19 protein-coding genes and 1 pseudogene are annotated in these 23693 nt (G+C 59.4%); 13 read left to right on the top strand and 7 right to left on the bottom strand.

The genetic code is table 11. From position 1 onward, the window contains the following. Nucleotide 1: 1 nt before the first annotated feature. Nucleotides 2–328, bottom strand: a complete 327-nt coding sequence (locus EOA16_RS10470; RefSeq protein WP_206517330.1) for a conjugal transfer protein TraD — start codon at nt 326–328, stop codon at nt 2–4. Nucleotides 329–500: 172 nt separating this feature from the next. Here EOA16_RS10470 and traA point away from each other — a divergent pair, with 172 nt between their 5' ends. Then, the gene (traA, locus tag EOA16_RS10465; protein ID WP_127257685.1) at nt 501–3548 is read left to right on the top strand and encodes a Ti-type conjugative transfer relaxase TraA; all 3048 of its coding nucleotides are present in this window, start codon (nt 501–503) and stop codon (nt 3546–3548) included. Nucleotides 3549–3676: 128 nt separating this feature from the next. Next, nucleotides 3677–3892 (top strand): AlpA family phage regulatory protein, encoded by a 216-nt coding sequence (locus tag EOA16_RS10460; protein ID WP_127257683.1) that lies wholly within the window; start codon nt 3677–3679, stop codon nt 3890–3892. Between the two features lie 199 nt (nt 3893–4091). Here the strand turns inward: EOA16_RS10460 and EOA16_RS10455 are convergent, their stop codons facing one another. The 3 genes from EOA16_RS10455 to EOA16_RS10445 all read right to left on the bottom strand — a co-directional run bounded on the left by EOA16_RS10455 (nt 4092) and on the right by EOA16_RS10445 (nt 9731). Further along, nucleotides 4092–7955 (bottom strand): hypothetical protein, encoded by a 3864-nt coding sequence (locus EOA16_RS10455; RefSeq protein WP_127257681.1) that lies wholly within the window; start codon nt 7953–7955, stop codon nt 4092–4094. Nucleotides 7956–8100: 145 nt separating this feature from the next. Next, complete coding sequence (locus tag EOA16_RS10450; RefSeq protein ID WP_127257679.1) at nt 8101–9147, bottom strand: DUF3800 domain-containing protein; 1047 nt, start codon at nt 9145–9147, stop codon at nt 8101–8103. Between the two features lie 356 nt (nt 9148–9503). Further along, complete coding sequence (locus EOA16_RS10445) at nt 9504–9731, bottom strand: helix-turn-helix transcriptional regulator (protein WP_127257677.1); 228 nt, start codon at nt 9729–9731, stop codon at nt 9504–9506. Between the two features lie 111 nt (nt 9732–9842). Here EOA16_RS10445 and EOA16_RS10440 point away from each other — a divergent pair, with 111 nt between their 5' ends. After that, nucleotides 9843–10406 carry a hypothetical protein gene (locus tag EOA16_RS10440; RefSeq protein WP_245455899.1) on the top strand — a complete coding sequence of 188 codons (564 nt, stop codon included), beginning with the start codon at nt 9843–9845 and terminating at the stop codon, nt 10404–10406. Nucleotides 10407–10654: 248 nt separating this feature from the next. Here the strand turns inward: EOA16_RS10440 and EOA16_RS32600 are convergent, their stop codons facing one another. Then, nucleotides 10655–10798: a hypothetical protein gene (locus tag EOA16_RS32600; protein ID WP_164754208.1), complete on the bottom strand. Its 144-nt coding sequence runs from the start codon at nt 10796–10798 to the stop codon at nt 10655–10657. Nucleotides 10799–10872: 74 nt separating this feature from the next. Between EOA16_RS32600 and EOA16_RS10435 the strand changes: the two genes are divergently transcribed. The 8 genes from EOA16_RS10435 (at nt 10873) to EOA16_RS10400 (ending at nt 20490) form a co-directional block, all read left to right on the top strand. Next, complete coding sequence (locus EOA16_RS10435) at nt 10873–12585, top strand: recombinase family protein (RefSeq protein WP_127257675.1); 1713 nt, start codon at nt 10873–10875, stop codon at nt 12583–12585. A 254-nt stretch (nt 12586–12839) separates the two neighbouring features. After that, nucleotides 12840–14261, top strand: coding sequence for an LLM class flavin-dependent oxidoreductase (locus EOA16_RS10430; protein ID WP_127257673.1), 1422 nt, complete (start codon nt 12840–12842; stop codon nt 14259–14261). Continuing rightward, nucleotides 14261–15028: an ABC transporter ATP-binding protein gene (locus tag EOA16_RS10425; protein WP_127257671.1), complete on the top strand. Its 768-nt coding sequence runs from the start codon at nt 14261–14263 to the stop codon at nt 15026–15028. Before EOA16_RS10430 ends, EOA16_RS10425 begins: the two co-directional genes overlap by 1 nt. 7 nt (nt 15029–15035) lie before the next feature. Then, nucleotides 15036–15917 (top strand): branched-chain amino acid ABC transporter permease, encoded by an 882-nt coding sequence (locus EOA16_RS10420; protein ID WP_127257669.1) that lies wholly within the window; start codon nt 15036–15038, stop codon nt 15915–15917. A 2-nt stretch (nt 15918–15919) separates the two neighbouring features. Next, entirely contained in the window at nt 15920–16978 is a 1059-nt protein-coding gene (locus tag EOA16_RS10415; protein WP_127257667.1) for a branched-chain amino acid ABC transporter permease, read from the top strand. A 96-nt stretch (nt 16979–17074) separates the two neighbouring features. Continuing rightward, the gene (locus EOA16_RS10410) at nt 17075–18415 is read left to right on the top strand and encodes an ABC transporter substrate-binding protein (protein ID WP_127257665.1); all 1341 of its coding nucleotides are present in this window, start codon (nt 17075–17077) and stop codon (nt 18413–18415) included. Between the two features lie 28 nt (nt 18416–18443). Further along, complete coding sequence (locus EOA16_RS10405; protein WP_127257663.1) at nt 18444–19214, top strand: ABC transporter ATP-binding protein; 771 nt, start codon at nt 18444–18446, stop codon at nt 19212–19214. Nucleotides 19215–19260: 46 nt separating this feature from the next. Next, the gene (locus EOA16_RS10400) at nt 19261–20490 is read left to right on the top strand and encodes an acyl-CoA dehydrogenase family protein (RefSeq protein WP_127257661.1); all 1230 of its coding nucleotides are present in this window, start codon (nt 19261–19263) and stop codon (nt 20488–20490) included. Between the two features lie 651 nt (nt 20491–21141). Here the strand turns inward: EOA16_RS10400 and EOA16_RS10395 are convergent. Together EOA16_RS10395 and EOA16_RS10390 are read right to left on the bottom strand one after the other, a co-directional pair. Beyond that, entirely contained in the window at nt 21142–22377 is a 1236-nt protein-coding gene (locus tag EOA16_RS10395; protein ID WP_127257659.1) for a site-specific integrase, read from the bottom strand. Between the two features lie 3 nt (nt 22378–22380). After that, entirely contained in the window at nt 22381–22935 is a 555-nt protein-coding gene (locus EOA16_RS10390; protein ID WP_127257658.1) for an Arc family DNA-binding protein, read from the bottom strand. 103 nt (nt 22936–23038) lie between these two features. On the opposite strand from EOA16_RS10390, the gene EOA16_RS10385 reads away from it, so the two are divergent. Together EOA16_RS10385 and EOA16_RS10375 are read left to right on the top strand one after the other, a co-directional pair. Then, on the top strand, nt 23039–23224 hold the full coding sequence (locus EOA16_RS10385) for a DNA-binding protein (protein ID WP_127257656.1): 186 nt from the start codon (nt 23039–23041) through the stop codon (nt 23222–23224). Between the two features lie 182 nt (nt 23225–23406). Then, nucleotides 23407–23693, top strand: a pseudogene (locus EOA16_RS10375) (hypothetical protein); the annotation flags it as partial.

Here is a 23693-nt window from a genome sequence, read left to right as displayed (position 1 = left end):
GTCATTGCGAGCCCGTGCCGCCTGCCGGCGATTGTGGGCTGCCCGGCTGCGCTGGAGCGCTGCGAAGGTTGCGCTTAGATTCCGGAGCAGCTCGCCGGGAACCGCTCTCGAAAAACATCGCCCCACGCTTGGCCCATGCCTCGCGCTTTGCGGCGTCTTTCGTCTCGGCAATTGCGACCAGCGCGCCGGCCAGTTCGTCGGTGCTGAGTTGATCGGCGCCGGTGGCGATCACCAGTTCACCGAGTTGCTGCACCTTTCGCGCTTTGAGCTCGTGCGCCTTTTCTTCCAGTGCTTTCAGTTCGGCGTCGAAGTCCCGTGGCTTACGCATGGCTGTCTCCATCTGACGTCAATGCGGCGATCATAGGCGAGGGCCTGCCGGAAGGCTTCAGGGTCGCCGAGACAGCCCGGGACGGGCTGGTCCATCCCGAGATTTTTTCGAGGGAGGGCGCGCTTATACGTCGTGCCGACGTACGCTTTGACGTGCAAATGATCTGGTCGCGATGGCGATCTATCATCTTCACGTCAAGGTCATTGGCCGCAAAGCAGGCTCAAGCGCTGTCGCGGCAGCCGCCTACCGTTCAGCGTCACGGCTGCGCGACGAGCGCATCGAACGCAGCCATGATTTTTCAGCCAAACGCGGTGTCGTTCATTCCGAGGTGATCTTGCCGGAGGATGCGCCTGAGGCCTGGCGCGACCGCGAGAGGCTGTGGAACGATGTCGAGGCGTTCGAGGTGCGCAAGGATGCGCAGCTTGCGCGGGAAGTGGAGTTTGCGCTGCCGCGTGAACTCAGCCAGGCACAAGGCATCGAACTGGCGCGCGACTTCGTTCACGCCGAGCTTGTCAGCAAGGGCATGGTCGCCGATCTCAATGTGCACAGGGACAGGGCAGAGGATGGCAGTCCCAAGCCGCACGCGCATGTCATGCTCACCATGCGGTCGGTGGACGAGAACGGCTTTGGGTCAAAGGTTCGAGACTGGAATGCTACCCAGCTGGTCGAGCGCTGGCGCGAGCGATGGGCGGAACTGGCCAATGAGCGCCTGGCCGAACTCGATATCGACGCCCGCATCGATAATCGCAGTCTGGAAGTGCAGGGAATTGCCCTGGAGCCGCAAACGCAGATTGGTGCGCCAGCCCAGCGCATTGAGGGCAGTGGTGTTGTTGATGGCGACATTGAAGCAGATCGCGCCGAACTGCATCGCGAGATCGCGCGCAACAATGGTGCGCGCGTCATTGCCGATCCATCCGTGGCGTTGGATGCCATCACCCATCAGCAATCGACCTTCACCCGAAAGGACATTGCGAAGTTCTCGCATCGCCACAGTGACGGAATGGAGCAGTTCAACAAGGTGGTGGCAGCCATCAGCAATGCACCCGATCTGGTCGAACTCGGCAAGGACAGGCGCGGCGAAGACCGTTTCACCACAAGGCAGATGATCGAGACCGAACAGCGCCTGCATCGCGCGGCAGAGCGTATCGATTTGGACGACCGACACACGGTCAGTAACGCATATCGCGAGGCAGCACTGGCGCGGGCTGCGCAACGCGGTCTTGTCCTGTCAAGCGAGCAGATCGATGCGCTTGCACATATCATCGATGGTCGCGGTCTTGGTGTCGTTGTCGGGTTTGCCGGAACCGGCAAGAGCGCCATGCTGGGTGTCGCCCGCCAGGCATGGGCGGCAGCGGGCTATGAGGTCCGGGGCGCGGCACTCTCCGGCATCGCGGCCGAGAATCTCGAAAGCGGATCGGGCATCCCGTCACGCACCATCGCCAGCATGGAACATGGTTGGGGACAGGGCCGCGATCTGCTTACCGCGCGTGATGTGCTGGTGATCGATGAGGCCGGCATGGTCGGCACGCGCCAGTTGGAGCGCGTGCTTTCCCATGCGGCGGACGTTGGCGCAAAAGTCGTCCTCGTCGGCGATCCCCAACAACTGCAGGCGATCGAAGCCGGCGCTGCATTCCGTTCGATCCACGAGCGTCATGGCGGCGTCGAAATCGGCCAGGTGCGTCGGCAGCGCGAGGGCTGGCAGCGTGATGCCACGCGCGATCTGGCAACCGGCAGGATCGGCGCCGCGATCAGCGCATATGACGCGCAAGGCATGGTGCATCAAGCTGCAACGCGCGACGAAGCGCGAGGTGAACTCGTCGAGCGCTGGGATCGCGACAGGCAGGCGCATCCAGAGGCAAGCCGGATCATTCTCACCCACAAAAACGACGAAGTGCGCGCGCTCAACCGGGCAGCGCGTGAGCGCATGCGCGCTGCCGGCGATCTCGGCGACGAGGTTCACGTGAATGTGGAACGTGGGGCAAGAATCTTCGCCAGCGGCGACCGGGTCATGTTCTTGCGCAACGAGCGCGGGCTTGGCGTCAAGAACGGCACGCTCGGCATTGTGGAAGAAGTCAGCACACAGAGCATGACGGTTCAAACCGACGACGGCCGTTCCGTGCGCTTTGACCTGAAAGATTACGCGCACATCGACCATGGCTATGCCGCGACCATTCACAAGGCGCAGGGCATGACGGTTGACCGGACCCATGTGCTCGCCACGCCGGGCATGGATGCACATGGCAGCTACGTCGCCCTGTCGCGGCATCGGGATGGGATGGAGCTGCATTATGGCAGCGACGACTTCGCGACCCGAGAGCGGCTCGTTCGTACCCTGTCACGTGACCGCGCCAAGGACATGGCATCCGACTACGGTCTAGTCGATCCGGCGCAGAGCTATGCCGAGCGGCGCGGTATCACCTTCCGCGAGGGTCTCGTCGAGATCGTGCGCCGGATCGTTCCGGAAAAGCTCCGCGACAGGATCGGCGGGCTGCTCGACGGGTTGCGCTCACCCGGAGGCGCCAAGCCCGACCAGGAACGCAGGGGAAAGCCGGGAAGGGGAGATGTTGGAGCGCAAATTGGCGACGGTGGCCCAGTGCCTGGAAGAGAAGCTTCCGCCATGGGGGTGCAGCGCGACATGGATGCGTCGGTGGATCCGGAAGCAGCGTTGCGCAGGGAACGCACCAACGCGCTTGTGCGTCACGCGCGCGCGATCGACGCGATCTCCCGCACCGGAAATGCGGACGGGCAGGGCAGTCCAGAGCAGATGCGCGAATTGAACGATGCCCGCAACGCGTTCGAGAAGGTTCGGCCGCATGGCTGGCGCGATGCCGAAGCGGCCTATGTGAAAAACCCCGAACTTATCCGCGAGGCGGGGGCCGGCCGCGTCAGGCGCATCGTGCTTGCTCTCCAGCTTGAGACGGAAATCCGCACTGGGATGGACATCGATCCCGGCCGCCGCGCCAACCGTTTCGTGGAACGTTGGCAAAAGCTCGACCGGACGAGCCAGCGCCAATACGAGGTCGGCGACATGTCCGGCTACAAGTCAACGCGGTCGGCCATGTCCGACATGGCGAAAAGCCTCGAACGTGATCCGCAACTGGAATCCCTGCTCGCCAACCGCAAACACGACCTTGGCATTCATAGCGATTCCGGCCGTAGCCTCGCTGCGGAACTGGCCTTCAGCCATGGCATCGGTAGGGGCCGGGGGATTGGGATCTGAACCCCTCCGATTTGTCGCCGTTTCCACGCCGCAGGCGGGTGAGGCGACAAAACTGATTGCGTCCAGCCTTGGTTCATCCTGTCTGTCCCAGCAGATACCAGCGACAACCAGTGAAATGCAGACGAGCTATGTCCGAGCCAGACCGCATCATACGCCTCAAAACCGTCCTTGCCCGGACCGCCCTGTCCCGCTCGACCATCTATCGCAAGATCGCCGAAGGCACGTTCCCGGCCCAGATCAAGATCAGCGTTAACGGGGCAGGCTGGCGTGAATCCGATATCAATCGATGGATTGCCGCCCCTGTTTCGTGGCGGGCCAGTGCGGGACGGAACAATAGCGACTAGGGGCAATCGATCGGCAGGCACATCGCCGCCATCGGCATTGGTTCACCTTTGTCAAATCCAATGACCGGTAAGGGGCCGGAAGGGGGCTGACCGCTCTTGGCTCCGACTGGCTGATATCCAGACTTTCCATGTTCGTTTACGCATTTTGATTTGTACGACGCCGGGAGCGCAAGACAACCAAATTACAACGCGGTCATCTTCAGCCAATGATGGCATCCCTAATGAAATGTCCCGCGACGAACCGCTCCACGTAGGCGATCCAGAGTCTGGAAATCAGGTTCTCAGGGGATCGCCGTCCACGCAGATTTTCGTCGACGGCCACAATGATGACCCGGAGCAACCTGATAGCATCCAGACGCGTCAGGATTGCCTCCAGTAGCGAGCTGACAAGCCTGTCACGCGTCTCCGGAATTTCCGCGTTCCACAACTCGATGAAAAACTCTACAGCGACCGTCGCCAACGACTGCGCTTCGACGGCTTCCCGGGAAATGACCTCTACGAGCGACTTAAACTGAACGGAGTCGAAGCCGAGCTGCGATGCGGCAAACAAGTCCCCGGAGCCGGCAGAAACAAAGCCAATCCGCTTGCTGCCGAGGTTGGCAATCAAGTCGACATAGTCGCCGTGCGACAGCTGCTTCTTGCCCAGAAACAGCATGAGAAGCGGTTGGGTCCAAGCCACCCGCTGGGCGCCGATAATCGTCGCGAACCCGCGGAGCCGGCGATCTTCGATGATGGTTGGCATGTTCGTTGCCGCTGCAGTAGCGGCGGTGTCGAAGCTAGAGCCTGAGAAGAACTCTTTGAGTTCGTCGGCCTGCGCATGGTCAACATGCTCGGTAGGGATGACCTCTGTATCCGCCCGGACCCGTTCGAGAAGTTCGTCGGCGGCCTTTGAGAGGGACTCCTTGTACTCCTTCGGCACGTCGATCATCGCGAACTTGTCGCCGTGAGCCTCAAGGGATCCACTCTTCTCCCCGATACCACGCTTGGCTTCGTCGGCGCGCATGATGAGAGCATCCAAAGTTGCTTGAACCACTTTGATTTTAACGGGCAGTGATGGGATCAGCCGGAGAAGTCCGATCTCATCCCAAAGCGACAGCGTGAGCGCATCAACCAGGATTTCAGACGCACCTCGCAGGCTTTCGAACGCTAGCTGGCGCTCTTCATGAGCGCCAAAGCACGTATCAAGAAGCGCCCCGGAATTGAATCGGAGCCCACGCGATGCATCTATGGGATCAAGACCCAGCATCTTGGCCACGCCATCTACAGGCATGACATTGGTCGTGTAGAGCCTTGTTGCCTCCTCGACGGTTCCGGCGCGCTGGCGGGCTTGCTCGACGATCGGTTCAAAGGCTTCTTTGCTACCAAGGTCGATATGGAACTGGCCCAATGATCGACTGCCGGGAAAAAGCGTCGCGTGCTGTTCCATCGACCGATGTAGCAGGTCGAGATACTTGTGCTTGATCTCGGTGATGGTCCAAGTGACCGGCTGCCCAATGCCTTCAGCGAGCGTGACCTTCTCACCTTTCTTCTTGCCTATCAGCTGAGTTGCGAATGGATGAGTTGGCGAAAGGACGTTTGATGCCGGCGCTGCTCCAGGTTCAATCCTGTAAGACGTCTTCACCCCGTGCTCATTTTCAAGGAAAGCGACCGTGTCTTGTGCGACGATTTTCGGATGAAGGAAATTTCCGCCCTTCGAATTGAGCAGGAAGAGCGACGTGTACATCATATGCAATCGCTCGCTGCTACCCCAATACCGCTGCAGCGTTGCGTACCCGATTTGCATCGCATCCTTGCGACGGCCGTACCGATCGAATAGCTGGGCGACCTCCAAAAGGTCTTCCGCATCGCCTTCATCGACCATCGGGGCACGTTTGGCCCAAGCCCGCACCCGATGTTCTTTCGCGTCGCGAATACAAAGACGCGCCCAGTCGAGACGGGAGCGCAGGTCACCCGGATTGATGTCGAGCGCTGTATCAAGCGCCTTCAAGGCTTTTGGCAGAAGGCCAGAGCGCTCGTAGATTGCTGCTCCGAGGCGAATAAGCTCGGGCGACTTGAGCGCGCCGGGCAGCAGTGAATCAAAAAGCGCACGCGCGTCAGCCCTTCGGTCCGCGCGGTACAAGGCGAAGAGACGACGCTTCAAAATCTCCGACGGCCGGTCGAGCGCATACAGACCATCCAGAAGGTCTGCGGCCTCCGACCATCTGTTGTCGTCGGCATAGGCATCAGACAGTGCGAATCGATCCAGTGGCGACAAATCGGTGCGGCTGCCGAAGGCGGCAAGGCGCATTCTTGCCTTTTCAAGCTCGACCGTGTCGCCTAGACGTCGCGCGATTTCAGCAACGCGGCTCTCGAACGAAATGTTCACGGTAAACTGCTTGCGGAATTCGTCGGCGAGCGGCATGGCCTCCGAGGGCGAGCCCGACTGGAATTTCTGCAGTACAAGCATTTCTGCTGCGCTGGCTTTGCTGTCGTCGGTTGTGGCGAGTTCCAGTGCGCGCTTGGCAAACCCTTCAACGCTCGGCCAGCCTCTTACTGACAAAGCGACCGAGCCCGCGAGCAGAAAATCTTCAGAGTCCTTGCTCTCTTTGAGTACTGGCTCCATGGCTTTCTGCGCTGCATCGTATTCGCCGCGTCGGATAAACGCGAGCGTTGCGCGCTGGGCAATTGATGGCGCAATGGGATCCAGCTTGTGAGCTTCGAGGATCAAGGCTTCAGCGTCCTCGTCAAGTCCCAGAAGCCGGTAAGCGGACGACAGATTGGCTGCAAAGAAAATCCACCGCCTCTTGTCTGGTCGCTTCTTCGCCTCGTGCCAGGCGCGTTCGAGCTGGCTACGGGCCTCATCGACCTCAAGCGCCTGAGCCTCACTCATCGGAGCGCCCATCTTGAGTTCGATGTTGTCTTCAAACTGACCGAGGATCGCCTGACCGACGGTGCCATCCTTCTGCCAATCCTGCTTAGCAATGCCCTTCGCCACTCGGATCGCATCGTCGTGGCGGTTCGCCTCGGCGTATCTGCTAACCAGCGAACTGGCCACCTCGACTTCATGCACGAGGTCGCTGACCTCCGCTTCCATTAAGTCGGGCGCAATTTCTGGCGGAGCGGCCTCCAGCAGGAGAGTCGCGGCAAATCGGTCACGCTCCATGGCCAACGCCGTCTTGGCCTCTTCGTAAGCGACGTGATTTTTCCCGCGCAGGAGGGCTGCACGGGATTTGTACACATGGCTATCGGCAGTATCCGGCTCGGCATCTGCAGCGGTATCGAACGCGATCGCGGCGCTCTCGAGTTCGTCTGCTTGCGCAAGTGCCGAGCCTAGATTGGCGTATGCCCTGAACCGTTGATGAGGATGCGTGTCCTCGGGAAGTTCCGCCACAAGGTATCGCAACTGCTCCACCAACAGCTCGCCACTGCCGGCACGAAGCTGATCGCGGAACAAGTCGAGTTTCCCTGTTAGAACCGGGTCGCCCTCTGCGTTCTTGTTCTTGCGCTCCATTGCGGCCTCAAAGCTCGCAAGAGCCGACTGCATCGTGGACTGAAAATCCCGGAACGACTCAGCTTTCGGCCGTCGAGGATTAAGCGTATCCGCCGCGGGAATCTGGTTCTGAAGGATAAGCTCCTGAATCACATCGTCGAAGTCGAGCGCCCGACCAATGATGTCATCCCACGACCAGACCTGAACGCGAAACAAGCCCTCAGCTTCGTTGACGTCGCTCAGCTCCTGGGCTTTCCGCTGAAGCTTTGGGTCACGATCGCCGCCATAGGCAACGATAAAGATTTCCAGCTTTGGCGTGTAGGTCTTCGCTTTGTTGACTTCGTCGACCAGCTCTTTTTCGGTGAGAGCTCTCGGTTCGTCGGTTTCGCTCGCTTTGCACTGGACTGCGGCATGCTTGTAACCGTTTCTGTAGTCGCGCCCCGTGACATCTGCGCCGTGCTGCCTGTGGCCCTTGCGGCCATGAGCCTCGGCATAGTCATCCTTCCAGTAGCGACGGATGAGCTTGCGAATGAAGTTCTGGAACGGCAGTTCTCCCCTGATGCGAGTGTGCTGAATCTCTGACGCTGTAACCATGTGAAGACCGACCTTAGCGAATGAGAACAAATGTAGAATATCGGCGGTCCAAACGCGAGTCGTACCGAACGAGGTTTGGTGCAGATGGCCGTCGCTGCCACCAAGCCCTCAAAAGCTTGTATAGAGCCGTATTCCACCGAGGCCTTCATGGACTGCCGACCCCCCGTTGTCGCTCATGGCGCAGAAGATTAACGTGAACGATCAGCTCTGACATGCGGCGCGATAGCTTGAAATCATCAGTTCTAGTCTTCAACCTCGCTTTGAGCGGGGCAAGCGCCTCGCTTCTGGGTGAGCGCTGAGCGACCCAGAGCAAGAGGTCCGTTGCCTGAAGTCCGGCATTGTCTTTCGATGATGGCATTTCGAATTGGGCGAGCTGATACTTGGCGAGTGAAGCATCAGGAAAAGAACCGTCCATAGGGTCGTGCCAAATGATGTTGCCAAATTGCTCGTAGGTTTCGGCCAGAGTTGTACGAAATTCGTCCTGCTTATCATGCACGAGGCGTTCCGGCGGACTGGAGTGTTCTGAGGCAAAATCATGAATGGCCTGAAAGAGGTGGGTGAAAGCCACCACGTTTGGAGTGTTGGCCTGGTAGCCCTTCCTCTTCACCGTATTCGCGAGAGTAAATACCGTAGGCTTCTGCCGAGCGTAGTCAAAGGCTCCAGCGACCACTTTGTATACGGCCGATGGAGTCATCCTCTTGTCCATTCCAGCTTCGATCAGATCGAGACTGGTCGCTATGCTGGTGAAGTCATCCCCCAAGAAAGCATTCCAGAATAGCTTAGCGGTGTCGCGCGACATCGCACTGTCGACGGTAAGGCAGAGAACGTGGCGATTGAGTTCGTCCCAATACCAATTGCCTGGGACCGCCTTGTTCTCTCCAGCATCGAAAATCACGTCCACAAACTTGGTCGGGGCCATATAGGGCTTATGAATCTCAGTTAGGCTGAATGACCATGCTCCTGATGCTTCGAGAGCGTCGAGGACGGAATGGCCGAGTTTTGCCACAGCGTCTTCCGGCCACTCATGTGCGTGAAAACGCTCTATCGACCTCTCTTTCAGAAAAGGAGACAATGCCGCTTGCGCGTGCGGCGCGATGTCGGAAGTTGCGAGTATCGCGCCTAGTCGAAAGTACTCATTCTCGTCGAAGATGTTGCGTCCCGAATTCCCTGTCTCGTCTGCAAACGCAAACATTGCTGCACCTCTCGGCTTGAGACCACCTTCTACCCCTGCTCCGATCGAGGAGTTCCCACAACGCTATCAAAATAGAAGGATGACTTGAGGCCACGAATTTACTCCAGCTTAAAGAAGAGTCATGGGCGCGTATCTGATCTCGGCCACCACGTACGGACTGGGTTTCGACCTTATTGAAACCCAGTCCGTAAGTGCAACGCATTCATGGGAGGACGTGAACCATGCTTGCGTCACACGCGATGTCAGCTTCTGGAGCACCGCCATAATGAAGTAAACGACCGACTTTGGGCGCAAAGCCGCCGCTCGCTCGCTATGGCGCCGTTTGAGGCGCGCTCGCGAGCGGCCACCCGCGGGCCCTAATCTAAATGTCCGCTCTTCGACTTACGAATGAGTGCTTCCGGCTCCATTCCGAGCGCCTCGGCGATGCGTCCGAGAACGGTGACACTGGCCGAAACATCAGCGCGTTCAATCGCTCCTATGTAGCGAGAGCTCAAACCCGAGCGCTCTGCCAATTCCTCTTGGGTCAGATTCCGCCTGTTTCGGGCATGACGCAAATTGGTTGCGAAAAGTTCCTTTAGGTCCATCCCGAGAGATAACTCGCGAATGGAACGATCATTCCAGGAACGATAGTTCCTATTCGCAGTTTTGTATGCTATGAAGTGAACCCCCTTCGTCAGCAATGATGGTCATCTGAGATGAATGACGCCTATGAGGTTCCAGTCGATAGCGACCGCTCTCTCGATCTCGTTCTTGCCCTCTGGGCCGAGTGGAAACAGGCTCGATATGTTTCGCTGATGCTATGTCGAGTGCAGCAGCGGTTGGAGACGCGAATGCTCGTCGATACCGGAATTCAGGTATTGACCGCAGGCGCATCCGCGCCGCGTCGAATCGCAGCCGCGACGCCTGCCGCAGACTCTCAATATGTGACAGCTTGTGAAGCTGAAGTTTTTGCCATGACCGAGGTGCTCAAACTTCAGGACACAATGCCCGTCCTCCGTGCCTCATCGCTCCTCGGCATTGTGGCAAAGTTGGAAATGATTATTGGCGCCGACCGCGAAATCGGTGATCTGACCGATTTCCCTTGGCCTCATATTGCCTCCGTCCTGCGAGACCTGAAGGCGATGACAGGAGATCTACCTCGCAGCCGACCAGACCGTACCATTACCCGCGCTGACGTAGCGCGACATTGGAACGAAGCCACCAAGCTGATGACGGCGCTTTCGGACGAGGATTCCCTGCGGAATGCGCCTGTCTCGTGAACCTCTCGTGGTCGTCATAGGCGCAAGTCCCCAATACAGGGGGACCTCCCCTGTGGAGAATGGTGCGGACAGGAGCAGGTTGGAAAGCTCGGAGACGCCAGCTTACGAGCTTCGTAGTATACGCTGTGGCGAAACCACAACGCCATCCAGCCTCGTTAAGTTGACTCCTGTCCCATTTTTTCGCTGCGGCGTGCCAATTGCACGATTGATGGGACGCGTCTCTTTGCTCGTCGCTGATGATCGCGATGCTAGCTTTCGTGAAGCCGGCACCAGACACAGGCGATGGTTCTTCCCACCTCGAAACCGCCGCTGCGGTGGCGCCGGAAGAGCTTCGCAAAGCCATGCTTGAGTTCGTCGAAGCGCTTGCCGTCGCTGATGCCAGGCGCGATCATCTCGTCGCTATCGACTCTTCGATTGACCGAAGTTCCGCGATTGATTCACGTCACGTCCGAAAGGCTCCCAAGATATGATGCGAGCCGCTATCTACGCTCGTTTCTCGACGGAGCTCCAAAACGAAAAGTCAACCGAAGACCAAATTGCGCTATGCCGCGCTTATGCCGTTCGCAATGGTCTAAACGTCGTTGCCGTCTATGAGGACAAGGCGCGCTCAGGAGCGTCGCTATTCGGTCGCGACGGGCTCCTGACCTTGATGGAGGCGGCAGGCCAAAAAACCTTTGATACGGTAGTCGTGGAAGCGCTTGACCGCCTGTCACGCGACATGGCGGATCTCGCGGGTCTTCACAAACGGCTCTCCTTTCTCGGTATCGAAATCCAGGCTGTTCACGATGGTATCGCCGATGCCGTCCTCATTGGCATTCGTGGATTAGTCGGCCAGATGCAGAGGGAGGACGGCGCCAAGAAGGTTCGGAGGGGTATGGCCGGCGTCGTCCGTGACGGCCGTCATGCCGGTGGCAGAGCCTATGGCTATCGACCTGTCTTGGGTCGGCCTGGTGAACTTGAGGTCGTCGAAGGGGAGGCAGAAGTTGTCCGGCGCATTTTTGACGCCTATTCGGCCGGTCGAACCCCACGAGACCTAGCTGGTGAGCTTAACAGGGAAGGGATAGCGCCGCCGCGGGGAACACGCTGGAACGGTTCCACGATCAACGGAAATGCCCAGCGCGGGGTGGGCCTGCTCTTTAACGAGCTCTACGTCGGCCGGATCGTTTGGAACAAGGTCCGAATGGTGAAGAACCCCGATACTGGCAAACGCGTCTCCAGGCCAAATCCGAAGGACCAGTGGCAGACGAAAGAAGTTCCGCATTTGCGCATTATCGATGAAGAAGTTTGGCAGAAGGCACAGGCACTCAAAGTCGCGAGGGTGAATGCATGCTCTCATTTCAAGCGCCGCCCGGCACACCTGTTATCCGGACTGCTTCGTTGTGGCATCTGCGGGGCGGGCATGTCGGTTCACGATCGTGATAAGACGGGCAAAACGCGTATCAGGTGCTCCGCAGTGCGTGAAAGCGGGAGCTGTTCCAACCGGCGTATTATTTACCTACCCGAGATCGAGAAGGCCGTCCTTGATGGCATGCGCCAGCAGTTGAAAGCGCCCGACCTGATCGAGGCATACATCCGCAAATACAACCAAGAGCGCCGAGAATTGGCAGCACAGGCGAACTCGTTGCGTACAGCGCTGGAAGGCAAGCGCGATCGGGTCGAAGGCGAACGTCAGCGGACGATCGACCTCGTGATTAGGAGCGTGATTGCTGAAGAGGATGCCAAGCAGCGGATCGCAGAACTTAAGGCACAGCTTTCTCTGATCGAGGCACAACTCTGCAGTCTCGATGAGCCACCATCAACCGTGACTCTCCACCCAGCGACCCTGCAGCGGTATGCCAAAACCGTCGATTGCCTTTCAAAGGCGTTGGCCGACCACGCCACTGCTGCAGATGACCGTGGCCCTCTCATCCAAAACTTCCGAGAGCTTGTTCACAGTGTCACGGTGCACCCAAAACCTGCACGCAAAGGCTTCGAGATCGAGGTCAAGGGCAAGCTCGCTGCCCTGATTGGCGGCGCCGCGTTCCCTACCGCGCGGTTCACTGGAAAGCCCACCCCATTAGGCGGCCGCCACGGTGCGGCCGTCGGAGACGATAGTGGGTGTGAAGTGGTAGCGGGAGACCGCTACCGCCTTTCCCCATACTCATCAGATCGGCGTTTCCTGCTCCGTTGCCTTGGGTGAGGATCATTTTGAATAGGCCCCAACCGAAACCCGCACACAGTTTCCGAGCAAAAATCGGCCGTCTTGGCCCAAGCCCCGATCATGGTTTCGCAGGCCGATGTCATCCTGCCTTCATAAAAACCACGAACCCACCTTATAGAAGAAATCTAATTCTCTATCTAATTTATGGACATTATATTCTTTCTTCGTTGACGACCGCCGTGTCGGTAGTTTCTCCCCACAGTTGCCCGACAGGGCTATCAAAGGAGTGACGGATGGGTCGGCATATTCGCTTCAACGCTTTCGACATGAATTGCGTTGGCCACCAATCCCCGGGCCTTTGGAAGCATCCGCGCGATAAGTCGTGGAAATACAAGGATCTGGACTACTGGCAGGACCTGGCTCGGACGCTAGAGCGCGGTATTTTCGACGGCATATTCATCGCCGACGTCATCGGCTATTACGATGTCTACAAGGGCTCGAACTACCACGCGATCGAGCAAGCGGCGCAGATTCCGGTCAATGATCCCTTGCAGCTTGCCGCGCCGATCGCGCTTGCCACCGAACATCTCGGCATCGGCATTACTGCCTCGACCTCGTTCGAACATCCCTACACGTTCGCCCGCCGCCTTTCGACCGCCGACCACCACACCAAGGGTCGTATCGGCTGGAACATCGTCACCTCGTATCTGGAAAGTGGCGCCAAGAATGTCGGTCAGGCTGGCTTGAAAAGCCATGACAATCGATACGAGGTGGCCACCGAATATGTCGAGGTGCTCTACAAGCTGTTCGAAGGCAGCTGGGAAGAGGGCGCGGTGCAGCGCGATCCTGTTCGCGGCATCTTCACCGACCCCGGCAAGGTCCATGAGATCGGCCACAAGGGCACGTTCTTCGAGGTGCCGGGTTACCATCTGTCGGAGCCATCGCCGCAGCGCACCCCGGTTCTCTACCAGGCAGGCGCCTCGGGTCCCGGCAAGGCCTTCGCCGCTGCGCATGCCGAGTGCGTCTTCGTCGGCGCGCCGACCAAATCACTGCTCAAGGCCTATGTTTCCGAAATCCGCCAAAAGGCCGCTGCTGCCGGTCGCGATCCGAAGAAGGTTCTGATCTACAACCTCACCACGCTGATCATCGATGAAACGGATGAAAAGGCCCAGAAGCGTTTCGAGGAGTATCAGAGCTATACGTCTTATGACGGCTCGCTGGTGTTCATGTCGGGCTGGAGCGGCATCGACTTCGGCCAGTATGCGCCGACCGATGCGCTCAAGAAGGTCGAGACCAATGCCATCGTTTCGATGGTCGAGCATTTCGCCGGCAAGGACAAGGCCTGGACCGTCGAGGAACTTGCGAAGTGGGGCGGCATCGGCGGCGTTGGGCCGGTCTTCGTCGGCTCGCCCGTCACCATTGCCGACATCCTGCAGGAATGGGTCGATGAAACCGGTGTTGACGGCTTCAACCTTGCTTATGCGGTGACGCCCGAAAGCTTCGAGGCCGCCGTCGACCTGCTGGTGCCGGAATTGCAGAAGCGCGGCGTCTATCCCAGGGCCTACAAGCCCGGCACATTGCGCGAGAAGCTGTTCGGCGACGGACCCTATCTTCCCAGGACGCATCCCGCTGACGGGTACCGCGACATCGAGGCCGTCAAGCGTCGCGAAGCCGACCGTGCCTCGGCGCTCCGTCTGAAATCCGTGAATGCGTGATGACCGGCCTGTTGGAGCTCCACGATGTCTCGCTGTCCTTCAAGGGCGTACGAGCCCTGAATGCGCTGAGTTTCAGCGTCGCCAAAGGTGAAATCTGTGCCTTGATCGGCCCGAATGGCGCAGGCAAAAGCTCGCTTCTCAATGTCATCAACGGCGTCTATCGCGCCGACGCCGGCGACATTGTCTTCGACGGATTACGCTTCGAGGCGATTCATGCGCAAAAGGCAGCCCATCTCGGCATCGGCCGGACCTTCCAGCACAATGCGTTGTTTCGCCGTCTGACGGTGCGCGAAAATGTGCTGGCCGGTCTTTCTCGTCATGGCACCGCCAGCTTTTTCGAAAACATCTTCCGGTTGGGCAGGGACGGCGCCGAGCGCCGCGGCTTCCTTGCCCGCGCTGAGCAAACCATCTCTTTCCTCGGGCTCCCCCGCCATACCGAAAGGGTAGTTTCGACACTTCCCTACGGGCTGCAGAAACGCGTCGATCTTGCCCGTGCACTGGTCTCCGGCCCCAAGCTGCTGCTGCTCGACGAACCGATGGCCGGCATGAACCAGGAAGAGAAGGAGGAGATGAGCCGGGTGATCCGCGAGGCCAATCGCGTCTTCGGCTCGACCGTGGTGCTGATCGAACACGATGTCGGCATCGTGCTCAACCTCGCCAGCCATGTCGTGGTGCTCGACTACGGCCGCAAGCTCGCAGACGGGACACCCGACGAGGTGCGCAAAAACCCCGACGTGATAGCCGCCTACCTCGGCACGGTTCACTGAGGAACTCATGTCCTATTTCCTTGAAACATTGGTCAGCGGCCTATTTGCCGGAGTGATGTATTCACTCGTCGCGATCGGCTTCGTGCTTATCTACAAGGCATCCGGCGTCTTCAATTTCGCACAAGGTGCGATGCTGCTGTTTTCGGCGCTGACCGTCGTCACTCTGACCGAGAAGGGCATGCCATTCGCCCTGGCCTTCATCGTCACATCGTTTGTCATGGTGGTGATGGCGATACTGATCGAGTGGCTGGTGCTGCGGCCCCTGCGAAACCGCGATCCGTTGACCCTGTTCATGGCCACTCTGGGATTGAGCTATGTCATCGAGGGCTTTGCTCAATTGCTGATGGGCATGGATGTTCACATGCTCGATCTCGGTATCCCCGATGTCGCCGTACAGGTCGGCGGCATCTATGTCAGCCAGTTCGACATCATTGCCTCGTTGATCGCGTTGACGCTGGTCGCCACGCTGGCTATCGCTTTCAACAAGACGCGCATGGGCATCTCGCTTCGCGCGGTGGCCGCCGACACGCTTGCGGCGCAGTCGATCGGCATCCGCCTGCCCGTCATCTGGCGCATCGTCTGGAGCGTCGCCGGCATCGTGGCCCTGGTTGCCGGCCTTGTCTGGGGATCGCGCCAGGGCGTGCAGTATTCGCTGTCGCTGGTGACACTCAAGGCGCTGCCAGTGCTGATCATCGGCGGCTTCTCCTCCATCCCGGGCGCCATCGCCGGCGGCCTGCTTGTTGGCGCGACCGAAGCGTTGGCCGACATCTACATCGGCCCGCTGGTCAATGGCAGCGTTTCCACCTGGTTTGCCTACATCCTCGCTGTCGGCTTCCTGCTGGCGCGTCCGGCCGGCCTGTTCGGCGACCGCGAAATCGAAAGGGTCTGATCATGACCACGCTGCAGGAATCTGCCCTGTCCAAGCCGCTGCGCCAGCCTGCATTTGGGGTTGGCATCCTCGCCGTCGGCGCTGGCCTGATCGCCGCCTTTGCGGTGCCGGTCCTTGCCGACGATTACTGGCTGAGCTCGATCATCATCCCGACGGTGATCATGGGGCTTGCCGGCATCGGCCTGAACCTGCTGATGGGTTATACGGGCCTTGTGTCGATCGGTTCGGCTGCCTTCATGTCGATCGGCGCCTTCTCGACCTACAATTTGCTGCTGCGCGCACCGTTCCTGCCGCTGCCGATCGTCCTGATCCTTGCCGGCCTGATCGCGGCGATCGCCGGCGTTATCTTCGGATTGCCGTCGCTGCGCATCAAGGGCTTCTATCTTGGCGCCTCAACCCTCGGCGCGCAGTTCTTCTTCGAATGGCTGTTCACCAATTTCAGCTGGTTTTCGAATGACAGCCAGTCGTTGACCATCTCGGCACCTCGGCTGCAGATCCTCGACTACGATCTGCAGTCGGCCACCGGCCGCTACTATCTGGTCATTGCGACCACGGCGCTGCTCATCGCGCTGGCCTTCGCTATCGTCAAAAGCCGGGTCGGCCGCGAATGGATGGCGATCCGCGACATGGATGTCGCTGCCTCGGTCATCGGCATCCGCGTTGCGCGCCGCAAACTGCTGTCCTTCGGCATAAGCTCGTTTTTCCTTGGCATCGCCGGCGCGCTCTGGGCGTTCGGATATCTCGGCACCTCGGATGCGCATGCGTTCAATCTCGATAAATCGTTCCAGATCCTGTTCATCGTCATCATCGGCGGCGTGGCGACGATCTTCGGCAATTTTCTCGGTGCCGCCTTCATCGTGCTGACGCCGATCCTGCTCGACCGGCTGTCGCTGATCATCGATTTGTCATTTCTCGGCGATCAGGGCGCGCTGGCAAACCTGCAGCACATCATCTTCGGCACCATCATCATCGTGCTGCTGATCAAGGAACCGGACGGATTGTCGAGCCTCATAAAGCGCGGTGTGGAAGCACTGCGCCCGCGGGCGAGATCTTCCGGCTGAAACCTCAGACAAGGCGAAACGCCTCGGCGCCGGGTCTTTCGCCTCCTCCCGATATCAGGTGCCGCTTTCTTAAACCACTCACACAAGGGTTGCACAATGTCATTGTTTACCAAGGCCATATCGCTGGCGGCCGCCGCCACGATGGCCGCCACGCTGATGAGCAGCGCATCCTTCGCCGAAGACGGCACCGGCCAACAGCTCTATCCGCTGTTTACCTACCGCACCGGACCCTATGCTCCGTCGTTCATTCCGTTCGGTGCCGGCAACATCGATTATCTTCGCTACATCAATGAGGTCGAGGGCGGCGTCGATGGCGTCAAGATCCTGGTCCAGGAATGCGAGACGGCCTACACGATCGAGCGCGGCATCGAATGCTACGAGCGCTACAAGAACGGCTATAACGGCGCGCTGACGGCGGCAATCTATCCGCATTCGAGCGGTCTCGACGTGGCGCTCACCGACAAGGCCCGCATCGACAAGATCCCGATCGTCAGCCCCGGCGGTGGGCAGAACATCGCCACCGACGGTCGCGTGTTCCCCTACCAGTATCCACTGGTGTTCGACTATTGGAGCGAAGCCCAGATCATCGTCGACTACATTGCCCAGCAGGCGGGCGGCTACGACAAGCTCAAGGGCCTGAAGATCGCGACGCTCTATCATGACAGCGGCTATGGCCGCGACACGATCGAGCCGCTCGGCATCCTCTCCAAGAAATATGGCTTCGAAGACATCCAGATCCCGGTTCCGCATCCCGGCGAACAGCAGCAGACACAGTGGCAGCAGATCCGCCGTGCGGGCGCCGATTGGGTCTTTCTGCGTGGCTGGGGCGTCATGACGCCGGTGGCGATCAAGACGGCGGCCCGCGTCGGCTTCCCCGCCGATCGGATCATCGGCGATATCTGGAGCGGTTCGGAAGACGACGCCCGTCCGGCGGGCGCTGCAGCCAAGGGTTATCTCGCCGTGTCCGTGTTCCCGCCGGGCACCGACTACGGCATCTTGAAGACGCTCAAGAAAGATATCCTCGACAAGGGCGAGTCCGATCTGAAGGACAATTCGAAGTTCGGCACGGTTTACTACAATTACGGCGTGATCGAAGCCATCACCTTCGTCGAGGCGCTGCGCACCGGCCATAAGAAATTCGGCAACAGGCCATTGACCGCCGCCGAAGGCCAGTGGGCGCTCGAAAATCTCGACATCGATCAGAAGCGGATCGCCGAGCTTGGCGCGGAAGGCCTCATCAGTCCGCTGAAAACCTCGATCGACAACCACAAGGGCGAAACCATCGCTGCCAAGATCATCCAATGGAACGGTCAGTCCTGGGACACCAGGACCGACTGGATCAAGGCCGATGCCTCGCTGTTTGCCGACGTCATCAAGGCAAAGGCAGCCGCCTATGCCAAGGAAAAGGGCATCGAGCCCCGCGTTGCAACGAACTGACGCCAAACCGCACAGACAGGATCGACCCATGACCATTGCGAAAGAAAGCTTCCTCGAGATCCAGAACATGGAAGCGCTCTATGGTCAGGCGATCCTTGCCGTGCGCGACGTGTCGCTCAAGGTCGAGCAGGGCAAGATCGTTGCCCTGCTCGGCGCCAATGGCGCGGGCAAGACAACGACGCTGAAGGCGGTTTCCAATCTGCTTGGACCAGAGCGCGGCAAGGTTAGCCGCGGCAGCATCCTCTGGCAGGGCGAGCCGGTCAGCGGCCTCTCTGCGTCCCGGCTCGTCGCCAAAGGTGTCGTGCAGGTGCTGGAGGGCCGCCATTGCTTTGCGCAATTGACGGTCGAAGAAAACATCCTTTCCGGCGGCTTCGTCCGCAAGCCGAGCCGTGCAGACCTGCAGCGCGACGTCGAACGGATCTACACATGGTTTCCGCGTCTCAGGGAGAAGCGCAAGGTCAAGGCCGGCCTGACCTCCGGAGGCGAACAGCAGATGTTGGCCATCGGCCGCGCACTGATGACCAAGCCAAGCCTTGTGCTGCTGGACGAGCCCTCGATGGGGCTCGCGCCGATCATCGTCCAGGAAATCTTCGAAATCATCCGCATCCTGAACAGTGAGCAGGGCGTCAGCTTCCTGCTTGCCGAGCAGAACGCCAATCTCGCGCTTCGCTATGCCGACTACGGTTACATCCTTGAAAACGGTCGCGTCGTTCTCTCGGGAACGGCGGAGGAACTGCGCGCCCGCGAGGATGTCCAGGACTTTTACCTGGGCGGTACCAATGTCGCCAAACCACACTGACCGCCTCGCCCGTGCTGGGTGAAGGCCAATTCCAGGATAATGCAAAATGACACAGATCGACAACGCTTGGGGCGCAGGCCCCAGCGTACGCTATGAGACGCTTGCCGAACGGTTCCGGCCGATATTTGCGCAGATCGCCGCCGGCGCCGTCGAGCGGGAGCTTGGCCGCGAACTGCCAGTGGCGGAGATCGCGAAGTTGAAGCAGGCTGGCCTGGGCGCGCTGCGCATACCCGAAGCCGAAGGCGGTCTTGGCGCGACGCTGCCTGAACTGGCCAACATCCTGATCGAACTGTCGGAGGCCGATTCCAATATCACCCAGGCGCTGCGCGGTCATTTTGGGTTTGTCGAGGATGTCGTCAACAAGAAGGCCGGCGAGAGCCGCAAGCGCTGGGCGCAGCGGATTGTCCACGGCGAGATCGCCGGCAACGCGTGGACCGAGATCGGCGATGCAAAACAGGACGCTTTCTCGACCCGCATCTCGAACAAGGGTGACAGGCTGGTGCTCAACGGCACCAAATACTACACCACCGGCTCGCTGTTCGCCGACTGGATCGATGTCGGTGCGACGGGGCTCGACGGGGAAGGCATCGTCTTGCAAGTGCGTCGCGACGATCCAGGCGTCGATGTCATCGACGACTGGGACGGTTTTGGCCAGACGCTCACAGCCAGCGGCACGACGATCTTTACCGACGCCACAGTGGATCCGCAGGATGTCGTCGTAGACGATGACAAGTTCCGCTATGGCGCTGCCTTCTACCAGCTGGTGCATCTTGCCACCCTTGCCGGTATCGGCCGGACGATAGCCAACGAGACTGCTGCCGCCGTTGCCGCGCGCAATCGCTCATACTCCAATGCCGCCGGCCCGCGCTCAAGCCAGGATCCGCAAGTGCTTCAGCTCGTCGGCCGTATTCGCAGCAACGCCTATGCGGCCGGCGCCATCGTTTTGCAGGTCGCGCAAGCGATCGAACGCGCTTGCCAGGCACACTTTGCCGGCCATGCCGATTTGGAGGAAAAGGCCAACGCCATCGCCGAGCTCGAGACGTCGCAGGCGGTGACGGTGGTCACGAACCTGGTTCTCGAAGCGTCGACGATCATCTTCGATGCGCTGGGCGCATCCTCGACCAGAAAGCCGATCGGCCTCGACCGCCATTGGCGCAATGCCCGTACCCTGTCTTCGCACAACCCGCGCATCTACAAAGATCGCATCGTCGGCGATTACGCCGTCAATGGTACGCCGCCGCCCTATCAGTGGCGGATTGGGCGCAGCCCGGCATGATACAGCCGTCATTTGTTACACGTAAGAAGAAGGGGTATACGCGTTCGCGTGTGATGCTCAATTCGTACTCGGAAGCCTGATAGTACAGCACGGCGCCACGACGGCGATTTCCTCTCATTGGATCGCGAATAGTGAAGGTGCGGCGAAAGCGGATGGCGGGCCGCGACAATCGTTGTGGGCCGGCCGGTCAAGCTTAGGTCTCGCTCGCCAGGTCTCGACGCAAACGGTCGCCGCTTCCGAGACCCAACGGCTCGAACGTGGCAGGCAGATGGAGATCGACGGGCTGTCGCGGAACTGGGCAGCATCGTCGGGGTCGAAACGCCGACGATAGACACCGTTCTGGCTGCCGCAGCCTGGGCCGACTACATCACATCTGCACCTTCCTGCGTGCCCAGCTTTCGTGCGTGCCCAGCTTTCGTGATCGCAGCGGTATTCGAAACGGGCACCGCAAGAACGAGGCGCCGCATTGAAATTATTGATCAATTTCGGCCGGTGGCGCTACCGTTTTGCACGATTTCCATCGCAATTTCAATAACTTAAGGAATTTTGGTAGCGGGAGAGGGACTTGAACCCCCGACCCCAGGATTATGATGCTTGTGTGCATAATTGATTTTAAATCGAAAAATTGCGGCATGTCGCGCCTATGTCGCGTCAGCCCAAAAGCGACCTTTCCGCTGAAGCCATTTCTTCAGTGTTGTCGCCGCGCGGGAAAAGGTGGCCGTAGGTGTCCATCGTCATGACGATAGAGCTATGGCCAAGCCTTTCCTGCACGACTTTCGGAGGCAGCCCAAGACCGCCCTCCTGAGGCCGGTTGATCGACCAGGACGCATAGAAATGGCGTAGGGCATGCAGGCCGCCATACTTCGCGGTCAGGATCGGCTTGCCTTCCTCGTCCGTCTTTCCGGTGTCGATGGAAACGCCAGCGGCGAGCTGTGTGGGGAGGAATCCGCGCTTGATGATATTGGAACGGCTTTCGATATTCCCGCTGCCCGTCGGGAATACGTAGTGCAGTTCCTTTACCGGGCTGCCATCATCTGTCCTGGCTATTGTTCGGCGAGGGCAGGCGAGCTTCCATTCCTTCAGCACACGAACCACTGTCGGCGGCACCGGTATGGTTCTTTCGCCGGCCGATGACTTTGGCGGGCCGATCTCGCCATAGTCATCGGCGCGCTGATGAACGCTGATCTCCGCTCGATCAAAATCAACGTCCTGCCAACGCAGGCCGCGCAATTCGGAGGATCTCATCCCGGTAAAGACGGCTGTCATGAGGAGCGGGCGCCAGCGACCCTGCAGGGCACCTACAAACGCTTTGATTTCGTTTGGCGTCGGAATGTCCAAGCCGACCTTCAGCTTGCCCTTCTGGCGCCTGTCGGCTTGTCGGTCCTTGCCTCGGCGACGAGCGCCACGCATATCCCTCACTGGGTTACGCGTCGCTAGACCACGCTCCTGCGCGTCGGAAAAGAGCGCGCCGAGCGAACCGAGCACTTTCCGCACCATTGCCTGGGATCGGCCATTCTTTCGGAGGTCATCTTCGAACTCGCGGACCGCCGGTACCGTCATCCGTGACAGCAACGTGGCACCGATGAAAGGCTCGACATGGAGCGCCATGTGACGCTTGCGCTGATCGATGGATGAGCGCTCAAGGCCCGCACTCTCTCCGGCGGCGATCCAGAATGCGCCGGCTTGTTTCACTGTGGCACTGGCACTGTCGGCGACGTGAACACCTTCTCGGACCTCGACGTCGGCTTTGCTTGCGAACGCGTCGGCCTCCTTTTTCTTCGTGAAAGTCTTCAGCCGGCGGGTGCCCATGGTGTCAACGTAATCGACCACCCAGGCGGTTTTCTCCTCGCCCTTTGCCGTGGTCCACGTGCGTTTGCGGATGCTCATTTTTCACCCTTCCCGGATCACGTCCACGTGCTTGCGCGTCTGATCTTGATACCAGCGCACCAACCGCGCGTATTCTCCGAAGAACTTCTCGTCATCCTGCTTCTCGGCATTAAAGATAGCAGCTCGAAAACCGACGGTCTCCAAGCCAGCGGCCTTGGCAGTTCGATGAATGTGAGCGGCGATTTCTGGCCAAGAAATTGGACGACCTTTGGCATCTAGAACAATGTTGAAGATCGGCTCGTCGTCCGGCTGCCTCCCATCGTCGTGCGCCGAGGCCTTCTCAAGCGTCACCTTTAACGAGTCGATCTCCTGCTCGCGAGTTCTTAGGCTATGCGATAGCTCACTAATCGTCCTCTGAGCATCGCGGGCTGCCTCTTCGGCTGCGTTTACCTGATCCGCCAACTCACCCATCTCGTCGTCGGATGGCCCAAATGTCCATTGCAGCCGCGCAATAATTTCGGCGGTCATACTGCGATCATTCATTGCGGCAGCGTTTTCTATCCGCGCTTTCAAATCTTCCGGTATGCGCAACCGGAAATGCAAATCTTCTCTAGCCATGCCTCACCAATGACACACGTTGTCATTGACATCCATGCCACACATATGACACACAAAGCAATGCCACACCGGTGGGGCATCACCTTAAGGAAGGTTTGTGAGAATGAGCACTGAAATTCCCCTGGACCTTGTGTGGGGTATCGATGGCATCGCGAAGCTGATCGGCAGGACTGAGCGGCAAACCTATTACCTGCTTTCGAACGGCAAGCTGCCTGCCAAGCAGGTCGGCAATCGATGGGTTGCTGAGCGCGGCAATCTCCTCCGCTTCTTCATGGGCAACGCGGCATGACCTGCGCCGACGAGCACTACAACCCGAGGATTGACGAGGCGGCGGCATGGCTGGCGACAACACCGAGGCGTCAACGCGATCAACCGGCAGTGCCATTGCTTCGCGAGAGGTTCGGCCTGATGCCGGCCGAAGCCTGCCGGGCAATCGCCGAGGCAAACTTGATCTTGGCGAGGGCGGTCTGAATGTCGAAGAGGCAACCCGGAGAACACTGGACCAAAATTCTCCGCAACACCTCGGAAGAGCCGGCGTGGCGCGCGCTTTCCTCTAGCGCTCAGGCTCTCTATCCGTGGATCAAGTTCGAATGGCACGGGGTAGATCACAACAACAACGGCAAGCTTAGGCTTAGCGTTCGTCAAGCTGCGGCGTGCATGGGCGTTCGTCCCGATACTGCCGCCGAGGCATTCAAGGATCTTCAACGCAAAGGTTTCCTCTACCAGACCGAGGCCGCGTGCCTTGGCTTCTATTTTTT

The sequence above is a fragment of the Mesorhizobium sp. M7A.F.Ca.US.008.03.1.1 genome (assembly GCF_003997495.1).
GTDB lineage: Bacteria > Pseudomonadota > Alphaproteobacteria > Rhizobiales > Rhizobiaceae > Mesorhizobium.
The sequence above is the reverse complement of the archived record's forward strand: the minus strand, read 5'-3'. Positions and strand labels throughout refer to the sequence as shown.

Coding starts and splice junctions, on each gene's coding strand:
- EOA16_RS10470 (WP_206517330.1), bottom strand. CDS start 328: ATGCGTAAGCCACGGGACTTCGACGCCGAACTGAAAGCACTGGAAGAA.
- traA (WP_127257685.1), top strand. CDS start 501: ATGGCGATCTATCATCTTCACGTCAAGGTCATTGGCCGCAAAGCAGGC.
- EOA16_RS10460 (WP_127257683.1), top strand. CDS start 3,677: ATGTCCGAGCCAGACCGCATCATACGCCTCAAAACCGTCCTTGCCCGG.
- EOA16_RS10455 (WP_127257681.1), bottom strand. CDS start 7,955: ATGGTTACAGCGTCAGAGATTCAGCACACTCGCATCAGGGGAGAACTG.
- EOA16_RS10450 (WP_127257679.1), bottom strand. CDS start 9,147: ATGTTTGCGTTTGCAGACGAGACAGGGAATTCGGGACGCAACATCTTC.
- EOA16_RS10445 (WP_127257677.1), bottom strand. CDS start 9,731: ATGGACCTAAAGGAACTTTTCGCAACCAATTTGCGTCATGCCCGAAAC.
- EOA16_RS10440 (WP_245455899.1), top strand. CDS start 9,843: ATGAATGACGCCTATGAGGTTCCAGTCGATAGCGACCGCTCTCTCGAT.
- EOA16_RS32600 (WP_164754208.1), bottom strand. CDS start 10,798: ATGATCGCGCCTGGCATCAGCGACGGCAAGCGCTTCGACGAACTCAAG.
- EOA16_RS10435 (WP_127257675.1), top strand. CDS start 10,873: ATGATGCGAGCCGCTATCTACGCTCGTTTCTCGACGGAGCTCCAAAAC.
- EOA16_RS10430 (WP_127257673.1), top strand. CDS start 12,840: ATGGGTCGGCATATTCGCTTCAACGCTTTCGACATGAATTGCGTTGGC.
- EOA16_RS10425 (WP_127257671.1), top strand. CDS start 14,261: ATGACCGGCCTGTTGGAGCTCCACGATGTCTCGCTGTCCTTCAAGGGC.
- EOA16_RS10420 (WP_127257669.1), top strand. CDS start 15,036: ATGTCCTATTTCCTTGAAACATTGGTCAGCGGCCTATTTGCCGGAGTG.
- EOA16_RS10415 (WP_127257667.1), top strand. CDS start 15,920: ATGACCACGCTGCAGGAATCTGCCCTGTCCAAGCCGCTGCGCCAGCCT.
- EOA16_RS10410 (WP_127257665.1), top strand. CDS start 17,075: ATGTCATTGTTTACCAAGGCCATATCGCTGGCGGCCGCCGCCACGATG.
- EOA16_RS10405 (WP_127257663.1), top strand. CDS start 18,444: ATGACCATTGCGAAAGAAAGCTTCCTCGAGATCCAGAACATGGAAGCG.
- EOA16_RS10400 (WP_127257661.1), top strand. CDS start 19,261: ATGACACAGATCGACAACGCTTGGGGCGCAGGCCCCAGCGTACGCTAT.
- EOA16_RS10395 (WP_127257659.1), bottom strand. CDS start 22,377: ATGAGCATCCGCAAACGCACGTGGACCACGGCAAAGGGCGAGGAGAAA.
- EOA16_RS10390 (WP_127257658.1), bottom strand. CDS start 22,935: ATGGCTAGAGAAGATTTGCATTTCCGGTTGCGCATACCGGAAGATTTG.
- EOA16_RS10385 (WP_127257656.1), top strand. CDS start 23,039: ATGAGCACTGAAATTCCCCTGGACCTTGTGTGGGGTATCGATGGCATC.